At 61.6% G+C, this 17,977-nt stretch carries 16 protein-coding genes; 8 read left to right on the top strand and 8 right to left on the bottom strand.

From position 1 onward, the window contains the following. Nucleotides 1-9 precede the first annotated feature (9 nt). Both pcaD and pcaC read left to right on the top strand, forming a co-directional pair. Nucleotides 10-801, top strand: coding sequence for a 3-oxoadipate enol-lactonase (pcaD, locus tag C6382_RS21515; protein WP_107026340.1), 792 nt, complete (start codon nucleotides 10-12; stop codon nucleotides 799-801). Nucleotides 802-811: 10 nt separating this feature from the next. Then, on the top strand, nucleotides 812-1,204 hold the full coding sequence (gene pcaC / locus C6382_RS21510) for a 4-carboxymuconolactone decarboxylase (RefSeq protein WP_038607433.1): 393 nt from the start codon (nucleotides 812-814) through the stop codon (nucleotides 1,202-1,204). Nucleotides 1,205-1,272: 68 nt separating this feature from the next. Here the strand turns inward: pcaC and C6382_RS21505 are convergent, their stop codons facing one another. Further along, the gene (locus tag C6382_RS21505) at nucleotides 1,273-1,779 is read right to left on the bottom strand and encodes a DUF962 domain-containing protein (RefSeq protein ID WP_107026339.1); all 507 of its coding nucleotides are present in this window, start codon (nucleotides 1,777-1,779) and stop codon (nucleotides 1,273-1,275) included. A gap of 90 nt (nucleotides 1,780-1,869) precedes the next feature. On the opposite strand from C6382_RS21505, the gene C6382_RS21500 reads away from it, so the two are divergent. Beyond that, on the top strand, nucleotides 1,870-2,565 hold the full coding sequence (locus C6382_RS21500) for a Crp/Fnr family transcriptional regulator (RefSeq protein WP_107026338.1): 696 nt from the start codon (nucleotides 1,870-1,872) through the stop codon (nucleotides 2,563-2,565). 4 nt (nucleotides 2,566-2,569) lie between these two features. Here the strand turns inward: C6382_RS21500 and C6382_RS21495 are convergent, their stop codons facing one another. From C6382_RS21495 to C6382_RS21480, 4 genes are all read right to left on the bottom strand, one after another. Beyond that, a complete protein-coding gene (locus C6382_RS21495; protein ID WP_107026337.1) occupies nucleotides 2,570-3,823 on the bottom strand; it encodes an OprD family porin in 1,254 nt (417 codons plus the stop codon). 250 nt (nucleotides 3,824-4,073) lie between these two features. Then, the gene (locus C6382_RS21490) at nucleotides 4,074-5,528 is read right to left on the bottom strand and encodes an AdeC/AdeK/OprM family multidrug efflux complex outer membrane factor (protein WP_107026336.1); all 1,455 of its coding nucleotides are present in this window, start codon (nucleotides 5,526-5,528) and stop codon (nucleotides 4,074-4,076) included. After that, on the bottom strand, nucleotides 5,525-8,680 hold the full coding sequence (locus tag C6382_RS21485; protein WP_107026335.1) for an efflux RND transporter permease subunit: 3,156 nt from the start codon (nucleotides 8,678-8,680) through the stop codon (nucleotides 5,525-5,527). The genes C6382_RS21490 and C6382_RS21485 overlap by 4 nt, the downstream gene beginning before the upstream one ends. Before the next feature lie 3 nt (nucleotides 8,681-8,683). Beyond that, nucleotides 8,684-9,835 carry an efflux RND transporter periplasmic adaptor subunit gene (locus tag C6382_RS21480; protein ID WP_107026334.1) on the bottom strand — a complete coding sequence of 384 codons (1,152 nt, stop codon included), beginning with the start codon at nucleotides 9,833-9,835 and terminating at the stop codon, nucleotides 8,684-8,686. A 261-nt stretch (nucleotides 9,836-10,096) separates the two neighbouring features. Between C6382_RS21480 and C6382_RS21475 the strand changes: the two genes are divergently transcribed. Further along, nucleotides 10,097-10,729: a TetR family transcriptional regulator gene (locus tag C6382_RS21475; RefSeq protein ID WP_107026333.1), complete on the top strand. Its 633-nt coding sequence runs from the start codon at nucleotides 10,097-10,099 to the stop codon at nucleotides 10,727-10,729. A gap of 224 nt (nucleotides 10,730-10,953) precedes the next feature. Here the strand turns inward: C6382_RS21475 and C6382_RS24180 are convergent, their stop codons facing one another. Both C6382_RS24180 and C6382_RS21470 read right to left on the bottom strand, forming a co-directional pair. Beyond that, entirely contained in the window at nucleotides 10,954-11,127 is a 174-nt protein-coding gene (locus tag C6382_RS24180) for a hypothetical protein (RefSeq protein ID WP_178082816.1), read from the bottom strand. 72 nt (nucleotides 11,128-11,199) lie between these two features. Next, nucleotides 11,200-12,108: a LysR family transcriptional regulator gene (locus tag C6382_RS21470; RefSeq protein WP_107026332.1), complete on the bottom strand. Its 909-nt coding sequence runs from the start codon at nucleotides 12,106-12,108 to the stop codon at nucleotides 11,200-11,202. Between the two features lie 105 nt (nucleotides 12,109-12,213). Here C6382_RS21470 and C6382_RS21465 point away from each other — a divergent pair, with 105 nt between their 5' ends. Continuing rightward, complete coding sequence (locus tag C6382_RS21465; RefSeq protein WP_107026331.1) at nucleotides 12,214-13,098, top strand: MBL fold metallo-hydrolase; 885 nt, start codon at nucleotides 12,214-12,216, stop codon at nucleotides 13,096-13,098. A 30-nt stretch (nucleotides 13,099-13,128) separates the two neighbouring features. Next, complete coding sequence (locus tag C6382_RS21460; RefSeq protein WP_107026330.1) at nucleotides 13,129-13,743, top strand: NAD(P)-dependent oxidoreductase; 615 nt, start codon at nucleotides 13,129-13,131, stop codon at nucleotides 13,741-13,743. On the opposite strand, the gene C6382_RS21455 is transcribed toward C6382_RS21460, so the two are convergent. Then, entirely contained in the window at nucleotides 13,737-14,624 is an 888-nt protein-coding gene (locus tag C6382_RS21455; RefSeq protein ID WP_107026329.1) for a LysR substrate-binding domain-containing protein, read from the bottom strand. The genes C6382_RS21460 and C6382_RS21455 overlap by 7 nt on opposite strands. A gap of 114 nt (nucleotides 14,625-14,738) precedes the next feature. Here C6382_RS21455 and C6382_RS21450 point away from each other — a divergent pair, with 114 nt between their 5' ends. After that, nucleotides 14,739-16,376: a 5-guanidino-2-oxopentanoate decarboxylase gene (locus C6382_RS21450; protein WP_107026328.1), complete on the top strand. Its 1,638-nt coding sequence runs from the start codon at nucleotides 14,739-14,741 to the stop codon at nucleotides 16,374-16,376. Beyond that, nucleotides 16,373-17,812, top strand: a complete 1,440-nt coding sequence (locus C6382_RS21445; protein ID WP_371919647.1) for an aldehyde dehydrogenase family protein — start codon at nucleotides 16,373-16,375, stop codon at nucleotides 17,810-17,812. The genes C6382_RS21450 and C6382_RS21445 overlap by 4 nt, the downstream gene beginning before the upstream one ends. Nucleotides 17,813-17,977 lie beyond the last annotated feature (165 nt).

Here is a 17,977-nt window from a genome sequence, read left to right as displayed (position 1 = left end):
GAGGCTGCAGTGGCACAGGTACAACTCGCCGATGGCGCACTCAACTATCAACTCGACGGCCCTGAAGGCGCGCCGGTGTTGGTGCTGTCCAACTCCCTGGGCACTGACCTGCATATGTGGGACACCCAGGTGCCGGCCTTTGCCGCGCACTTTCGCGTGCTGCGCTACGACACCCGTGGTCATGGCGGCTCGCTGGTCACCGCAGGCCCCTACAGCATTGAGCAACTCGGCCACGACGTACTGGCGCTGCTCGATGCCTTGAAGATCGAACGCGCGCATTTCTGTGGCCTGTCCATGGGCGGCCTGATCGGTCAGTGGCTGGGAATCAATGCCAGCGAGCGGCTGAACCGGCTGATCGTCTGCAACACCGCCGCCAAGATCGGCTCGCCGGACACCTGGAACCCGCGTATCGAGATGGTCTTGCGCGATGGCAAAGAGGCGATGGTCGGCCTGCGCGATGCGTCGATCGAGCGCTGGTTCACTCCGGCCTATGCCTCGACCAACCCAGATCAGGCCAAGCGCATTACCGACATGCTCGCTGCCACCTCGCCGCAAGGCTATGCGGCCAACTGTGGTGCAGTACGTGATGCCGATTTTCGTGATCAACTCGGTGAGATTAAAACCCCGTTGCTGGTGATCTCCGGCAGTCACGACGCGGTCACCCCGCCTGTGGGCGGGCTGTTCATCCAGGAGAACGTGGAGGGCGCCGAATACGCCGAGTTCCATGCCGCGCACCTGTCCAACGTTGAAGTCGGCGAGCCGTTCAGCCGCCGGGTGATCGACTTTCTGCTGGCCCGCTGAGGAACTGTTCGTGGACGAAAAACAGCGTTACGAAGAAGGCATGAAGGTGCGTCGCGCAGTGCTCGGCGACGCCCACGTCGACCGCAGCCTGAATAATCTGACGGCGTTCAACAGCGAGTTTCAGGAAATGATCACCCGCCATGCCTGGGGTGATATATGGACGCGTCCAGGTTTGCCACGGCATACCCGCAGCCTGATCACCATCGCCATGTTGATTGGCATGAACCGCAACGAAGAACTCAAGTTGCACCTGCGCGCTGCGGCCAGCAATGGCGTGACCCGTGAGGAGATCAAGGAAGTGCTGATGCAGAGCGCGATCTACTGCGGCATTCCGGCGGCCAATGCGACCTTCCACCTGGCCGAGTCGGTGTGGGACGAGTTGGGGGTTGAGTCTCGAGGTTGAGCTGAATCGCGGGGCAAGCCCGCTCCCACCGATGGCTGTGGGAGCGGGCTTGCCCCGCGATAGACTGATCAACGAATCGCCAACGGCCCGGCATTACGCTCGATGGCCAGTTTCAGCTCCGGCCGCATACCCAGCAGAAACCCCAGTTCCGCCACCACGAACAACGGCCCGATGATCAACCCGCTGAGATCATCGACAAAGGCCGGCTTGCGCCCTTCATAGTAGTGCCCGACAAACTGGATTACCCAGCCGACCACGAACAGCCCCAGCCCCGCACTCAACCACACCAGCGTGCTTTGGACTGCCAGCACTTGCCCGGCCCACAGGCACAGGCCGAGTAACAGGGCCATGATCAATCCAAACTGCTGGTCCAGACGCAGGTAGAACCAGCCCGTAGCCAGTGCCGCCAGCAAGGCCGGCGACAGCCATAGCCCCGTCAGGTCCAGCCCCGGGCGTGACAGCAGCACGGTCACGGCGACCACGATCATCGGGATACCAACGAAGTGAGTGGCGATATTGCGCGGGTCACGGTGGTAGGCCGCGTATTGGCTGAGGTGCTCGACCAGGTTTTTCATTATTGTTGCTCCTGTAGGGTAGCTTGAGCATGCCCTGCAGCCATTCTGGCTGTCTGTCGGCTAGCTGACAGTGTTGACCTTCGAGGCGTTATGAGTATCGACCCCACCTGGCGCCAAACCCTGCTTCAGGGCCACTGGTTCAAGCATCTGCCCCGGTCCCTTCAGGATAGTCTGGTGCAATTGACCCGGCTGCGTGAGCTGGCGCCGGGGCAGTACCTGTTTCAACGCGGTGATGCGCCCTGCGGCTTGTACGCGGTACTGGCAGGCAGCATGCGCGTCGGTGCGGTCAGTAGTGAAGGCAAGGAGGCGTTGCTGACGCTGGTGGAGGCGCCGCAGTGGTTCGGAGAAATCAGCCTGTTCGACGGCCAGCCACGCACCCATGATGCCCAGGCTGAAGGTAGCGTGCGCCTGCTTTGGATACCTCAAGCTGCGCTGCTTTCGTTATTGGCGCAACAACCAGAGCACTGGCGCGACTTCGCCTTGCTGATGAGCCAGAAATTACGCTTGGTATTCGTCGCCCTGGAACACCAGAGTCTGTTAGCCGCGGCACCCAGGGTTGCCCACCGACTGCTGCAGATCGCCGACGGTTATGGCGAAATGGACAACTGCCGACGCGTGTTGCAACTGTCCCAGGAGCAGTTGGCGTTGATGCTGGCGCTGTCGCGCCAGACCACCAACCAGATCCTCAAGTCGCTGCAACAGGAAGGGGCGCTACGTCTGGGCTATGGCGAGATCGAGATTCTCGACCTCGCCCGTCTGCAAACCCTGGCCAGGACTTGCCCGTGATCGTTCAGAGCAAGCTGATCGGATAACTGGTGATCAGGCGGTTCTCGTCAAACGCGTTAGTGCTGTAGTCGCGACGCATGGTCGAATTACGCCATTTGAACGACAGGTTCTTCAGACTGCCAGACTGGATCACGTAGGCCAGTTCCGATTCCCGCGCCCACTCTTTCCCGTCGCTGACCGTCGCGGTATGCACGTTGTCACCGCTGATATAACGGTTCATCAGGGTCAGGCCAGGAATGCCGACACCAGCAAAATTGAAGTCGTGGCGTAGTTGCCAGGAGCGCTCTTTGGCGTTGTCGAAGCTGGAGTTGTAGCTGTCGTTGGCCAGGCTGCCACCGCTGGTGCCATTAACCCGCATCCAGCCATCGTCACCGCTGACTTTCTGCAGACCGACATAGAACGTGCTGCTGCCATACCTGGCCGAGAGCAGTGCCGAGGCCGTGCGGTTGTCCAGCTCGCCGGCCCGCTCAGCGCCGTCTTCCTTGCCGATGAAGTAGCCGAGGTTGGCGCCCAGGGTCCAGTCACCCAAGGGCTGGCTGTGTACCAGGTTGAGGTACTGCTGGTTGTAGATGTCCTTCAGTTCGGCATTCCACAGGCCGATCAGGGTACGTTTGTCATTGAAGCTGTATTCGCCACCGGCAAAGTTGAAGCGGTCGGAGGTGAAGGCGGCTTTGCCGTTCATCGACATGTCTTCCATGCTCGCGTCATTGCGCGGGCTGTTAGCGCGGAACTGCCCGGCATACAGGCTCAGGCCGGCGATTTCCTGAGAAGTGATCTGTCCGCCGCGGAAGGTCTGCGGCAGTGAGCGGCCATCGTCAGAACGCAGAATCGGCAACACAGGCATCCATTCGCCGACTTTCAGCTCGGTGTTCGACACTTTGGCCTTGAGCGCTACACCCAGGCGGCCAAAGTCGTCGGCCGGGCGCCCATCGTCATGCACCGGCAACAGGTGGGTACCCGTCGTGCCCTTGCCGCCATCGAGCTTGACCGAATACAGACCGAGCACATCGACACCGAAGCCGACGATACCTTGAGTAAACCCGGAGCGGGCGTCGAGGATGAAACTCTGGGTCCATTCCTCGGCCTTGCCTTGCGGGTTGGCCGGGTCGACGAAGTTGCGGTTGATGTAGAAGTTGCGCAGGTTTAGGTTGACCTTGGCATCTTCGGCAAAGCCGCTTTCGGCCGCCAGGGTCGGTAAGGTGAACGTCATGGCCAGCAGGCCGGGAAGCAGGTGTCGTGCGGGTGCGGGTGTGCTCATGTGATGTGTCTCTTGTTTTTATTCAAGCCGAAGCCATCCGCTGCAACGAATCTGGGTCGCAGGTCGGGCCACAGTCTTTGGGGGTGTGCTTTGGAAAAGCTGCGAAGGGATGGTGCGGTGGCGAGCAGGGTTGAATCAATTCGTTACAGGCGGAATTGGGCGATAATCGAACGTTAACTGAATGGTTAATTTATATCGCGTGCATAAAAAAGCCCACTGCAAGAGTGGGCTTTTGAACCGCGAATCAGACTCAACTTTTCGGCAATTGTGCCGCAGCCTGTTGCTGCGCCTGAGCGCTCTGCTCGTACCAGCCGCCACCGAGGGCCTTGTACAGGTTGACTTCACTGACCAGCTGCGACAGACGGTCAGTGATCAACGACTGCTGGCTGTTGAACAACTGACGCTGGGCGTCGAGGAAGGTCAGGTTGCTGTCGACACCGATACGGTAGCGACGCTCAGCCAGACGGTAGTAGTCCTGGTTGGCAGAAACCAGATCACGCTGGGCTTGCAACTGCTCGTTGAAGGTCTTGCGCGCGGCGAGGCCATCGGAGACTTCCTGGAAGGCGGTCTGGATGGTTTTCTCGTACTTGGCGACGTTGATGTCCTTCTGGATCTTCGAGTAGTCGAGGCTGGCACGCAGGGCACCGGCGTTGAATATCGGCAGGTTGATCTGCGGCTGGAACAGCCAGGTGCCAGAACCGCCCTTGAACAATCCACCCATGTCCGGGCTGATGGTACCGGCGTTGGCGGTCAGGCTGATGCTCGGGAAGAACGCTGCCCGAGCGGCGCCGATGTTGGCGTTGGCGGCCTTGAGCAGGTGTTCGGCTTCCTGGATGTCCGGACGGCGGTGCAGCACGTCGGACGGCAGGCCCGCAGGCACCTCGGCCAGCAAGTCGCTGTCGAGGTCTTTGGCCGCTGGCAGGTTGTCCGGCACGCCAGTGCCGAGCAGTACGGCCAGGCTGTTCTGGTCCTGGGCAACCAGGCGCTGGTACTGGGCCAGCTTGACCCGGGCACCTTCTACCGATGTCCGTGCCTGGCTCAGGTCCAGGGCCGAGGCGACCCCCACTTCATTGCTGCGCAAGGTCAATGCGTAGCTCTGCTCGTAGGTCTTGAGGGTGTCTTCGGTCAGCTTGAGCAGGTCCTGGTCGGCCTGCCAGGTGAAGTAGGCGTTGGCCACACTGGCGACCAGAGCGATCTGGGTCGAGCGCCGGGCTTCTTCGCTGGACAGGTAGATTTCCAGTTGCTGCTCGGTGAGGCTGCGCACGCGACCGAACAGGTCGAGTTCATAGGCGCTCACCCCGAGGGTTGCCGAGTACTGGCTACTGATCTCGGCATCGCCGGTCTGCGACAGGTTACCCGGCAGGCGTTGGCGGCTGCCACTGCCATTGGCGCTGACCGCCGGGAACAGATCGGCCCGCTGGATGCGGTACTGCGCCCGGTAGGCATCGATGTTCAAGGCCGCGACCTTGAGGTCGCGGTTGTTGACCAGCGCGGTCTGGATCAGTTGCTGCAGCGCCGGGTCTTGGAAGAACTGACGCCAGCCTTGCTCGGCGGCGGCCACATTCGCCGACTCGGTCGGCGAATAGGCAGGGCCTTGTGGCCACTGTGCAGCCACCGGTGAGTCCGGGGTCTGGTAGTCAGGGATCAGCGAGCAGCCGCCAAGAATGAAAGCGGTGACCGCCAGGGACAACAGGGACTTACTCATTGCCCGGCCTCATAGCGTGGAGTTTCAGGGGTGGCGTCTGGTTCTTCAGTTTTCTTGCTACTGAACAGCGACGACACGCTAACGAAGAACAGCGGTACCCAGAAGATCGCCAGCACGGTGGCCGTCAACATCCCGCCGATTACCCCGGTACCAATGGCGTGCTGGCTGCCCGAGCCCGCACCGGTGGAGATCGCCAGTGGTACCACGCCGAGAATGAACGCCAGCGAGGTCATGATGATCGGGCGCAGACGCATGCGGCACGCCTCGATGGAGGCATCGATCAGGCTGCGGCCCTGCTCATGCAGTTCCTTGGCGAACTCGACGATCAGAATCGCGTTCTTCGCCGCCAGACCGATGGTGGTCAACAGACCCACCTGGAAGTACACATCGTTGGACAGACCGCGCAGGCTGGTGGCCAGCAGCGCACCGATGATCCCCAACGGCACCACGAGCATGACCGCGATCGGGATCGACCAGCTTTCATACAGGGCCGCCAGACACAGGAACACCATCAGCAGCGACAGGGCATACAACGCTGGCGCCTGGGAGCCCGACAGGCGCTCCTCGTACGACAGACCGGTCCAGGAGTAGCCAATGCCCTTGGGCAGCTGTGCGGCGATGCGCTCGACTTCGAGCATGGCTTCACCGGTACTGTAGCCAGGGGCTGGCGCACCGAGAATTTCCATGGCCTCGACACCGTTGTAACGCGAAAGCTTCGGCGCACCGTAGATCCACTCGCCCTTGGCGAAGGAGGAGAACGGCACCATTTCGCCGACACTGTTGCGCACGTACCACTTCTGCAGGTCTTCCGGGTTCATGCGTGAAGCGGACTCACCCTGGATGTAGACCTTCTTGACCCGACCGCGGTCGATGAAGTCGTTGACGTAGCTGGCACCCAAGGCAATCGACAAGGTGCTGTTGATGTCGGCAATGGTCACGCCCAAGGCACTGGCGCGCTCGTCGTCGACGGTCAGCTGGTATTGCGGTTCATCGTTCAGGCCGTTCGGGCGCACCGCCGAAAGAATCTTGCTCTGCGCAGCCATACCCAGGAACTGGTTCCGCGCTTGCATCAATTTTTCGTGACCGACACCGGCACGGTCTTGCAGGAACACGTCGAAACCGGTGGCGTTACCCAGTTCCAGTACCGCAGGCGGGGCAAAAGCAAACACCATCGCGTCACGGAAAGTGAAGAAGTGCTGCTGGGCGCGGGCCGCCAGGTTGAACACGCTGTTCTCGGCGGAACGCTCTTCCCACGGCTTGAGCATGATGAAAGCCATACCCGAGCTCTGGCCGCGGCCGGCGAAGTTGAAGCCGTTGACGGTGAACACCGAGGCAACGGTATCGGCTTCCTTGTCCAGCAGGTAGCTGCGCATTTCGTCGATCACCACCTGGGTCCGTTCGGCACTGGAGCCGGCCGGGGTCTGCACCTGGGCGAAGAGTACGCCCTGGTCTTCCTCGGGGAGGAAGGCGGTAGGGATGCGCATGAACAGCCAGATCATGCCGACCATGATCAACAGGTAGGCCAGCAGGTACGGTGCCTTGTTGCGCAGGATGTTGCCCACGCCACGCTCGTAGCTCTGTACGCTGCGGTCGAAGTTGCGGTTGAACCAGCCGAAGAAGCCGCGCTTGGCAACGTGATGTTCACCCTTGGCAAGCGGCTTGAGCATGGTCGCGCACAGCGCCGGGGTGAAGATCAAGGCAACCAGTACCGACAGCGCCATGGCCGAAACGATGGTGATCGAGAACTGCTTGTAGATCACCCCGGTGGAACCACCGAAGAATGCCATTGGCAGCAGTACCGCCGAGAGCACCATGGCGATACCGACCAGCGCGCCCTGGATCTGGCCCATGGACTTCTTGGTGGCTTCCTTGGGGGACAGGCCCTCTTCGGACATCACCCGCTCGACGTTTTCCACCACAACGATGGCGTCGTCCACCAATAGACCGATGGCCAGCACCATGCCGAACATGGTCAGGGTGTTGATGCTGAAGCCCGCTGCGGCGAGGATGCCGAAGGTGCCAAGCAGTACCACCGGCACGGTCATGGTGGTGATGATGGTGGCGCGGAAGTTCTGCAGGAACAGGTACATCACCAGGAACACCAGCACGATCGCTTCGATCAGGGTGTGGATTACCCCGCTGATCGATTCGGTCACCACTGGCGTGGTGTCATACGGGAATACTGCCTTCATGCCCTCCGGGAAGAACGGCTCAAGCTCGGTGATGGTCTTGCGCAGTGCCTTGGCAGTGTCCAGGGCGTTGGCTCCGGTTGCCAGCTTGACCGCCAGGCCCGAGGCCGGCTTGCCGTTGAACTGGGCGCTGACCGCGTAGTTCTCACCGCCGAGGCCGACGGTGGCTACATCGCTCAGGCGCACCTGCGAGCCATCGCGGTTGACCTTGAGCAGGATCTTCTCGAACTGCTCGGCAGTCTGCAGGCGGGTCTTGCCGATGATGGTGGCGTTCAGCTGCTGGCCGGGCAGGGCCGGCAAGCCGCCGAGCTGACCGGAGGAGATCTGCACGTTCTGCGCCGCCACAGCGGTACGCACGTCGATCGGGGTCAACTGGTACTTGTTCAGCTTGGCCGGGTCGAGCCAGATGCGCATCGCGTACTGGGCACCGAAGACCTGGAAGTCACCGACACCCGCGGTGCGCGAGATCGGGTCCTGCATGTTGGAGACGATATAGTTGGCCAGGTCGTCCTTGGTCATGCTGCCGTCTTCAGACACCAGGCCGATCACCAGCAGGAAGTTCTTCACTGCCTTGGTCACGCGGATACCCTGCTGCTGCACTTCTTGCGGCAGCAGCGGGGTCGCCAGGTTCAGCTTGTTCTGCACCTGGACCTGCGCGGTATCGGGGTTGGTCCCCTGCTCGAAGGTCGCGGTGATGGTCATGGTGCCGTCGGAGTTACTTTCCGAGGACACATAACGCAGGTTGTCGATACCGTTGAGCTGCTGCTCGATCACCTGCACCACGGTGTCCTGCACGGTCTGCGCCGAGGCGCCCGGGTAGGTCACGGCGATGGCGATGGCCGGCGGTGCGATGCTCGGGTACTGGTTGATTGGCAACTTGAGGATCGACAAAGCGCCGACCAACATGATCACCAAGGCGATCACCCAGGCAAAGATCGGGCGATCGATAAAGAATCTCGACATGGTTTACTCCCCTTTGGCCCCTGCAGTCGTTGCATTGGCCTGGGTTGGCTGAGCAGGCTTGACGTTGGTGGCTGCGCTGACCTTGACCTCGATACCCGGCTTGACGAACTGCAAGCCCTCGGTGATCACGCGGTCACCGGCGTTCAGGCCTTCTTCGATCAGCCAGTCGCTGCCGACGGTACGGCTGGCCTTGAGCTGACGCAGCTCGACCTTGTTGTCCGGGGTGACCACCAGTGCAGTTGGCTGGCCCTTGAGGTCGCGGGTGACCCCTTGCTGTGGCGCGAGGATCGCCTGGGCGTTGACCCCGGCCTTCAGCCGCGCGTGGACGAACATGCCCGGCAGCAGGTTGTGCTCAGGGTTCGGGAACACTGCGCGCAGGGTTACCGAGCCTGTGGTCGGGTCAACCGAGACTTCGGAGAACTCCAGGCGACCTTCCTGGCGATAGGTGCTGCCGTCTTCCAGGGTCAGGGTGACCTTGGCGGCATTGTCGCCGACCTTCTGCAGCTGGCCGCTTTCCAGTTCGCGGCGCAGCTTGAGCAGCTCGGCCGAGGACTGGGTGACGTCGACGTAGATCGGGTCGAGCTGCTGGATCACTGCCATGGCGTCGGCCTGGCCATTGTTGACCAGGGCGCCTTCGGTAACCGAAGAACGACCGATACGGCCGCTCAGTGGGGCCAGAACCTTGGTGTAGCGCAGGTCGATCTGGGCGCTGCGCAGCGCAGCTTCAGCCTGCAAACGTTTGGCTTGCGCGTCGTCGTATTCCTGACGGCTGACAGCTTGCTCGGCGACCAGCTGTTTGTAGCGCTCGGACAGCGAACGGGTCGACTGCAGGTTGGCCTGGGCGCTGGCCAGGGTCGCTTCGTACACCGAAGGATCGATCTGGTACAGCTGCTGACCTTCCTTGACCTCGGTGCCTTCTTTGAACAGACGCTTGAGAATGATGCCGTTGACCTGTGGGCGGACCTCGGCAATGCGGTAGGCGGTAGTGCGCCCCGGCAGGTCGGAGGTCAGGGTATAGGCTTGGGTTTGCAGGGTAACTACGCCGACCTGAGGCGCTTGCGCAGCAGGCGCAGCCTCTTCCTTTTTACAGCCACTGAGCAGAGTTGCCAGGGCGACGGCGGATACCAGAGCGGTAACAGCTGGCTTGAATTGCATGAAGATCCTCGGGTCGCAAGAGCTGAAGACGCTCAAGAATAAATGGAAAGGGTGCGAATAGAAAAAATGTTGTCGAGTGGATAAATAGCTTGCTAAGGAATATACTTACATTCATGGCTGTTTGTAAATACCTTGCAGATGAAGCCTCAGGCCGCCACAAGCCTTGAATTTAATCATCCGGTAACAACCTGTCAGAGGTTGATCCGGCCCAGCCCCCGGGTGTCTGAACGTGCACTCGGGTTTTGATGAGGTCGTACTGCCATGGTCCGTCGAACCAAAGAAGAAGCCCAGGAAACCCGCACGCAAATTCTTGAAGCTGCGGAAAAGGCCTTCTATAAGCGCGGGGTAGCGCGTACCACCCTGGCGGATATCGCCAAGCTCGCGGGGGTCACCCGCGGCGCTATCTATTGGCACTTCAACGACAAGGCCGAGCTGGTCGAGGCCATGCTGGAAAGCTTGCATGAGCCGCTGGATGCCTTGGCCCGGGCCAGTGAAAGCGAAGATGAACTCGATCCGCTCGGTTGTACTCGCAAGCTGCTGGTCCAGTTGATGCACCAGATGGTGCTTGATCCGAAAACCCGTCGTATCAATGAAATACTGCATCATAAATGCGAGTTCACCGATGATATGTGCGAGATTCGCCAGCAACGGCAAGCCTCTACGGTTGAGTGTCACGCCAACATCGTGCTGTCGCTGGGCAATGCAGTCAAACGCGGGCAATTGCCCGCGGATATGAAGCCCGACCGTGCGGCGCTGGCGATCTATGCCTATATAGATGGCCTGATTCGCCGTTGGTTGCTCTTGCCGGAAAGCTTCGACCTGCTGGCTGAAGCCGAGCTGTGGGTCGATACCGGGCTGGATATGCTGCGCTTGAGCCCCTCCTTGCGCAAATGAGACTTTGTGAAGGTTTGTGATTAATTGTTTCCGCGGCCTTCGTAAGCGTCCTACATACGGCCGTGCAGTTGCCTATCCGGTAAGGCCAGCGCGGCTGTCAGTCCGAATAGAGACACCATAGCACTACCAAGCAAAAATGGCGGAAGGTCCTCAGCAACCCAGGCCTGCGCCTGCACACTCGGGATCTCCATCGGCGGTGGCAGTTGTCCGCGCTTGGCTGAAGATTATTTCAGGGCGCTCAGGGTAGCGGTGTGCGGGACGCAATGGGCCAGGCTGCAGCTGGCTGCCGAATACGGTTGGTGACGGATCTGTTCGACCCGGTAGGCGGCTGCGGCATAAAGCCCGAGCACAGCGGCGATGGCACAGACAATGGCGCATTTTCTGGATTTGAGGCCCATGGTGCTCACCTCTTTCTAGCCGCACACAGGTGCTATTTAAAGCATAGGCCAGCCCTGTGCGGGGTGCCCGCGCTAGCGCAGCTCGCGGTCCCATTCCGGCTCGGCAGTGAAACGCTCGGCGAGGAAATCGAGCATGCTGCGCAAGGTCGCGGGCATGTGCTTGCGCGAGGTGTAGACGGCGTTGAGGTTGAGTTCGCGTGGCTTGGCCTGAGGCAGCAGGCGCAGCAGCTCGCCACTGTGCAGCGCGGGGGCCGCCTGGTAGGTCGGCAGCATGGCAATCCCGGCGCCGGCCAGGGCTGCGCGTTGCAGGGTCATGGCTTCATTGGCGCTGATATTGCCCTGCACCGGGACCGAGACCGTTTCTCCGTGCACCTCAAAGTGCCAGAGGCTGCGGCCGAAATAGGAGTGAGTCAGGCAGTTGTGACCCGTCAGGTCCTGGACCTGCAAAGGCGTGGGGTGTTCACGCAGATAGGCGGGAGAGGCACAGATCACCGAGCGGCAGACGGTCAGGCGGCGGGCGATGAGGTTGGGGTCCAGGTCATTGCTGGTGCGGATGGCCAGGTCGATGCGCTCATCCACCAGGTTGACGGTGCGATCGAGCATCTGCAGGTCGATTTTCACCCCCGGGTAGCGCTTGACGTACTCGGCCATGGCATCCATCAACTGAGCCTGGCCGAACGAGGTGCTGACGCTGATCCGCAGCTCCCCCCTTGGCGCCTCATCCGGTGTACTGACTGCCGCCTGCAAGTCACCGGCCAGCTCCAGCATCTGCCGACAGCGCGGCAGGGTTTCCTGACCAGCAGCGGTCAGGCTCAAACGCCGCGTGGTGCGTTGCATCAGGCGCGCACCTACCCAGTCTTCCAGTTCAGCCAGATAGCGGGATACCACCGGGCGCGAGAGGTCCAGGTGATCGGCGGCAGCCGACTGGCTGCCCAGGTCGACCACACTGACGAAGACCCGCATTGCTGTTAGACGATCCATGATTTGACCGATTTTAGAAACAAACTAATCCTAAGCATCGCATTTTTTGCATTGGTTCGTGCAACTAAGCTGTTGCTCATTGCCTCTCTCACAGGAATTGCCTTGATGCGTCGTTCATTCTCCTTGCGCGGTTTGTTGCTGGCCTTTGCCACCCTCGGTGTCCTGGCCCAGGCGCAGGCCGCCGAGCAGCCGTTGCACCTGGATGTCTATAACCCGGGCACCGAAGCCCTGTTTCCGGTCAGCTCGGTGATTGTCAGCGGCAAGCACGAGGCCATTCTGGTCGATGCCCAGTTCGGCAAAGCCCAGGCCGAGCAAGTGCTGGCGAAATTGCGCGCCAGTGGTAAGCAACTGACCACTATCTATATCAGCCATGGTGACCCGGATTATTACTTTGGCCTGCAGACCCTGACCGACGCCTATCCACACGCCAAGGTGCTCGCTTCCGCGGCGACGGTCGCTCATATCAAGCAGACCATGGACGCCAAGCTGGCCTACTGGGGGCCGCAGATGGGCGCCGACAAGCCGGGCAAACTGGTGGTCCCGCAGGTGCTTGAAGGCAATCAGCTGAGCCTCGAAGGCCAGCGCCTGGAAGTGCTCGGCCTTGATGGCCCTCAGGCGGAGCGCAGTTTTGTCTGGATTCCCTCGATCAAGGCGGTGGTCGGCGGTGTGGTGGTCGCGGACAACCTGCATGTGTGGATGGCCGACACCCAGACGGCGCAATCACACCAGGACTGGCTTGCCACCCTCAAACGCATCGAACGGCTTGAGCCGCAGGTCGTGGTGCCTGGTCATTACCTGGGCCAGGCCGGCGAGTCGCTTGCAGCGGTGCGCTTCACTGCTGACTACATCCGCGCCTTCGACGAGGAAACCGCCAAGGCCGGTAACGCCGCCGAGTTGATCGCGGCGATGAAAAAACGCTATCCGGACCTGGGCGAAGAGAGCTCGCTGGAACTCAGTGCCAAGGTCGCCAAGGGCGAGATGAAGTGGTAAGTGACATTCAATCCTGACTGGAGGTTTTTCATGAGCAAGATCGCAATCATCGGAGCAACCGGGCGTGCCGGTAGCCAGTTGTTGGAAGAAGCGCTGCGTCGTGGCCACAGCGTTACCGCCATCGCCCGCAATCCGGCCAAGCTGCAGGGGCGTGAAGGTGTGACAAGCGTGGCATTGGATGTCAGTGATGCTGCAGCTCTGGAGCATGCGCTGAAGGGGCATGACGTGGTGCTCAGCGCGGCGCATTTTTCCAGCATCAAGCCGCAGGCCATTATCGAGCCGGTGAAGAAAGCCGGGGTCAAGCGTCTGCTGGTGGTGGGCGGGGCGGGCAGCCTGCTGCTGCCGTCGGGGCACAAGGTGATCGACAGTCCGGACTTCCCCGACGCCTACAAGGCTGAAGCCACTGCCGGTGGGCATTACCTCGATACCCTGCGTCAGGAAAAGGAGCTGGACTGGACCTTCCTGTCACCTTCGGCCGAGTTTGTTGAAGGGGCACGCAGCGGCAGCTACAAGACCGGCAAAGATCACCTGTTGATCGGCGCCGACGGCAAGAGCTGGATCAGCTTTGCCGACTACGCCATTGCCATGCTCGATGAAGTGGAAAAGCCTGCCCACTCACGTCAGCGTTTTACCGTCGGTTACTGAGCCGCCCGGGCCTGGGCCTGCTCGCACAACCAGTCGAGCAGTTCCAGCAGAGCCGCTGAGGTCGCCCCCAGCGGCCGGACCAGGTAATACCCCTGACCGGTGCTGACCTTGAGCGGGAAGGGTGTCACCAGCCGTCCGCAGCTGAGGTCATCACCGATCAGCGACCAGTCACCGATCGCTACCCCGGTTCCCTGGGAGGCCATCGACATGGCCATGTCCAGGGTTTCGAAATGCTGGCCTTTGCCTTGCCGGGGAAGGCTGGCGCCCGCAGCACTGAGCCAGGTGTTCCAGTCGTGCTGGTCGCGGGTCGGGTGCAGCAGCATGTGCTGCTCCAGATCCGCCAGCTGGCGCAAGGGCTGCGGGCCCGCTTGCAATTGTGGGGCACACACCGGTGTCAGCTGTTCATCGAACAACTTGAGCCTGTGCAATCCATGGTTGGGGGCGGCGCCATAGACCACCGCCGCATCAAACACTTCGCGCCGAAAGTCCACCCCGTGCTGCACCGTAGTGGTCAACTCCACCGGCACATCCGGGCGCAATGCCTGCCACTCCATCAGCCGCGGTAGCAACCAGCGCATCACGCAGGTGGGCGCCTTGAGTTGCAGGGTAGTGCTGCGCGCCCCGACTTGCTGAACACCTTCCTCGATCAGGGCGAACACCTGCTGCACCCGTGGCAGCCAGTCCTGGCCTTCACGGGTCAGGCTCAAGCCACGGGCCTGGCGCAGGAACAGGGGATAACCGAGATGATCCTCGAGGCCGGCAATCTGCCGACTGACCGCACCCTGGGTAATGTGCAGCAGCTGCGCCGCACGGGTGAAGTTGCAGCACTGGGCGGTGACCAGAAAAGTATGCAGGGCGGGCAGCGGCGGCAGGCGTTTCATCGAGCATCAGCCATGATCTGTAGACATGGCTAGTATGAGCTTTTTTGCATTGTGCCGGTAGCGGGGCAGCGGTCCAATAAAGCCTGTTTTCAGCACAATAACAGGCAGACGAACATGGCAACTTGCGGTGAAGTACTGGTCAAACTCCTTGAAGGCTACGGCGTCGATCATGTTTTCGGGATTCCCGGCGTGCATACCGTCGAGCTTTACCGCGGGCTGGCGCGTTCCTCTATCCGGCACATCACCCCACGTCACGAGCAAGGCGCAGGCTTCATGGCTGATGGCTATGCGCGTACCCGTGGCAAGCCGGGCGTCTGCTTCATCATTACCGGCCCGGGGATGACCAACATCACCACCGCCATGGGCCAGGCCTATGCCGACTCGATTCCGATGCTAGTGATCTCCAGTGTGCAGTCCCGCAATCAGCTCGGTGGCGGGCGCGGCAAGCTGCATGAGTTGCCGGCCCAGGGTAGCCTGGTAGCCGGGGTGGCGGCGTTCTCTCATACCCTGATGAGTGCCGATGACCTGCCGATGGTCCTGGCCCGTGCTTTCGCTGTATTCGACGGTGCGCGGCCACGTCCGGTGCATATCGAGATTCCGCTGGATGTATTGGTTGAAGACGCCGATCACCTGCTGGCCAGTGCCCCTGTACGTATTGCCCGTGCTGGCGCCGCTCCGGCACCGGTGGCGCAAATGGCCGCGTTGCTGGCCAGCGCCCGGCGTCCGCTGATTCTTGCCGGTGGTGGGGCGATTGCTGCCAGTGCCGTGCTGACCCGCCTGGCCGAGTACCTGCAGGCACCGGTGGCGCTGACCATCAACGCCAAAGGCGTGCTGCCTGCCAGCCATGTGCTGCAGATCGGTTCGACCCAGTCGCTGGTGGCGACCCGAGAGCTGGTAGCCGAAGCCGACGTGGTGCTGGCGATCGGTACTGAGCTTGCCGAAACCGACTACGACGTAACCTTCAAAGGTGGCTTCGAGATTCCGGGGCGTTTGCTGCGCATCGATATCGACCCGGACCAGACTGTGCGCAACTATCCGCCAGAGATTGCCCTGGTGGCCGACGCCACAGTGGCAACCGAAGCCCTGCTGGTAGCCCTGGCCGAACAGCCTGCACCGGTACGCGCTGGCGAATGGGGCGCCAGCCGCGCCGTACGCTTGCGTGAGCGGCTGCTGGCCGACTGGGATCTGCCGATGCACAGCCAGACGCGCATGCTCAAAACCCTGCTTGAGACCTTGCCGAATGCGGTGTTGGTTGGCGACTCGACACAACCGGTGTACACCGGCAACCTGACCTTGGACATGGATCAGCCGCGGCGCTGGTTCAACGCCTCCACCGGTTACGGCACCCTCGGTTACGCCTTGCCTGCCGCCATGGGCGCCTGGTTGGGCAGCGCCGAAGCCATCGAGGCGCGCGCACCAGTGATCTGCCTGATCGGTGACGGTGGCCTGCAGTTCACCCTCCCGGAGCTGGCCAGCGCTACCGAGGCGCAGGTGCCGCTGATCGTTTTGCTGTGGAACAACCAGGGCTACGAAGAAATCAAGAAATACATGGTCAACCGTGCCATCGAGCCGGTGGGTGTGGACATTCACACTCCGGACTTCATCGGCGTGGCCAAGGCCCTGGGCTGTGCAGCCGAGGCCGTAGGCAATGTCGAGCAATTGCGTGAGGCGCTGCGCCAGGCGTGCGACCGCCAAGGTCCAAGCCTGATCGAAATCGATCAGCATCGCTGGATGCAGGCGGTGCCAGCATGATGAAACTTCCTGGTGTCTACATTGCAGGCGTTTGGCAGCACGGTCCACAAGCGCTGATGGTGGTCAATCCCAGCAATGAGCAGCAACTGGCGCAAGTGGCCGGTGGCGACGGTGCGGCGGTAGAGCGTGCGACCCTGGCGGCGCGGGCTGCATTGGCGGGCTGGTCGAACACCACCGGTGCCGAGCGTGCATCAGTACTGCGGACAATTGCCGAGGGGGTCGAGGCGCGTCGCGAGCGCCTGGTCTTCCTGCAGGCCAGCAACAACGGCAAGCCGCTCGCCGAAGCGCAAATGGATGTGGACGATGTCATCGCTACCTTTCGCTATTACGCCGAGCTTGCCGATCAGCTGGATGCCGGGCAGGACTGCCCGGTGGCACTGCCCATTGACGATTTCGTCGCGCGGCTGCGGCGTGAGCCTTGTGGCGTGGTCGGGCTGATCGTGCCGTGGAATTTCCCCATGGTCACCACCGCGTGGAAACTGGCGCCAGCATTGGCCGCCGGCTGTTGTGTGGTGCTCAAGCCTTCGGAAGTGACGCCGCTGGCGGAGCTGGAGCTGGCCTGCGTGATTGCCGAGGCCGGATTGCCGGAGGGGGTGTTCAACCTGGTCTGCGGTACCGGGATTGCAGTGGGCGCCGCCCTGGCGGCCGATCCACGCATCGCCAAGGTGTCCTTCACCGGCAGCAATGCGGTGGGTGTGCAGGTCATGCAGCGGGCGGCGGAAACCGTCAAAGGCGTGAGCCTGGAGCTGGGCGGCAAATCCTCCTTGCTGGTGCTGGAAGCGGCAGACCTGGAACTGGCTGTGGAACTGGCCTGTATGGGCGGTTTCTTCAATGCCGGGCAGATGTGCTCGGCGACCAGCCGGGTACTGGTTGCTGAAGCCTTGTATCCGGACTTCATCGCGCGACTGAAGACCCGGGCCGAGGCGATCCGCGTCGGCGATCCGTTTGCTGGCGACAGTGAAATGGGCGCACTGGTCAACCAGACGCAGTACCAGCGTGTGCACAATCACATCGCTGCAGGTCTGAAAGCCGGCGCACGACTGCTGTGCGGTGGTTCACGGCCAGCGCAGCTGCCGTGCGGGTATTTCATTAGCCCCACGGTATTCACTGAAGTGCCGTTGGACAGTGCGCTATGGCGTGAGGAAATCTTTGGGCCGGTGCTGTGCGTGCGGCCGGTGGCCAGCGAAGCAGAAGCGGTGGCTTTGGCTAACGACAGCGAATTCGGTCTGGTGGCCAGTGTGGTCAGTCGCGACTTGAGCGCCGCCGAGCGCGTGGCCAACGCCCTTGAGGCCGGGCTGGTGTGGATCAATGCCCCGCAGGTGATCTTCCCGCAGACGGCCTGGGGTGGTTACAAGCAGAGCAGCATCGGGCGCGAGCTCGGGCCTTGGGGCTTGAGTGCCTTTCAAGAGATCAAGCATGTGGTGAGGGCGGTATAGCCCTTTTCGCGGGGCAAGCTCACTCGTCGCTGGTCACTGATCGTGCGAGAAAACGAAAATTCCCACGATTGCTTGGGATGCTTCCTGCATCAAATCCTTTGCTGCCTTGGTAGCGTGCGCTGAAATTTGAGCGTGCCCAGGCGTTCGCCTGGACATCGCGTTCTG

Source organism: Pseudomonas sp. BBP2017 (assembly GCF_003024385.1).
GTDB lineage: Bacteria > Pseudomonadota > Gammaproteobacteria > Pseudomonadales > Pseudomonadaceae > Aquipseudomonas.
Note: the sequence above shows the minus strand (reverse complement) of the source record. Positions and strands in the feature narration are given on the sequence as shown.

Excerpts from the sequence above, each read along its gene's own strand:
- C6382_RS21505 (WP_107026339.1), bottom strand. The coding sequence starts at position 1,779 with ATGAAAAACCTGGTCGAGCACCTCAGCCAATACGCGGCCTACCACCGT.
- C6382_RS21500 (WP_107026338.1), top strand. The coding sequence starts at position 1,870 with ATGAGTATCGACCCCACCTGGCGCCAAACCCTGCTTCAGGGCCACTGG.
- C6382_RS21495 (WP_107026337.1), bottom strand. The coding sequence starts at position 3,823 with ATGAGCACACCCGCACCCGCACGACACCTGCTTCCCGGCCTGCTGGCC.
- C6382_RS21490 (WP_107026336.1), bottom strand. The coding sequence starts at position 5,528 with ATGAGTAAGTCCCTGTTGTCCCTGGCGGTCACCGCTTTCATTCTTGGC.
- C6382_RS21485 (WP_107026335.1), bottom strand. The coding sequence starts at position 8,680 with ATGTCGAGATTCTTTATCGATCGCCCGATCTTTGCCTGGGTGATCGCC.
- C6382_RS21480 (WP_107026334.1), bottom strand. The coding sequence starts at position 9,835 with ATGCAATTCAAGCCAGCTGTTACCGCTCTGGTATCCGCCGTCGCCCTG.
- C6382_RS21475 (WP_107026333.1), top strand. The coding sequence starts at position 10,097 with ATGGTCCGTCGAACCAAAGAAGAAGCCCAGGAAACCCGCACGCAAATT.
- C6382_RS24180 (WP_178082816.1), bottom strand. The coding sequence starts at position 11,127 with ATGGGCCTCAAATCCAGAAAATGCGCCATTGTCTGTGCCATCGCCGCT.
- C6382_RS21470 (WP_107026332.1), bottom strand. The coding sequence starts at position 12,108 with ATGGATCGTCTAACAGCAATGCGGGTCTTCGTCAGTGTGGTCGACCTG.
- C6382_RS21465 (WP_107026331.1), top strand. The coding sequence starts at position 12,214 with ATGCGTCGTTCATTCTCCTTGCGCGGTTTGTTGCTGGCCTTTGCCACC.
- C6382_RS21460 (WP_107026330.1), top strand. The coding sequence starts at position 13,129 with ATGAGCAAGATCGCAATCATCGGAGCAACCGGGCGTGCCGGTAGCCAG.
- C6382_RS21455 (WP_107026329.1), bottom strand. The coding sequence starts at position 14,624 with ATGAAACGCCTGCCGCCGCTGCCCGCCCTGCATACTTTTCTGGTCACC.
- C6382_RS21450 (WP_107026328.1), top strand. The coding sequence starts at position 14,739 with ATGGCAACTTGCGGTGAAGTACTGGTCAAACTCCTTGAAGGCTACGGC.
- C6382_RS21445 (WP_371919647.1), top strand. The coding sequence starts at position 16,373 with ATGATGAAACTTCCTGGTGTCTACATTGCAGGCGTTTGGCAGCACGGT.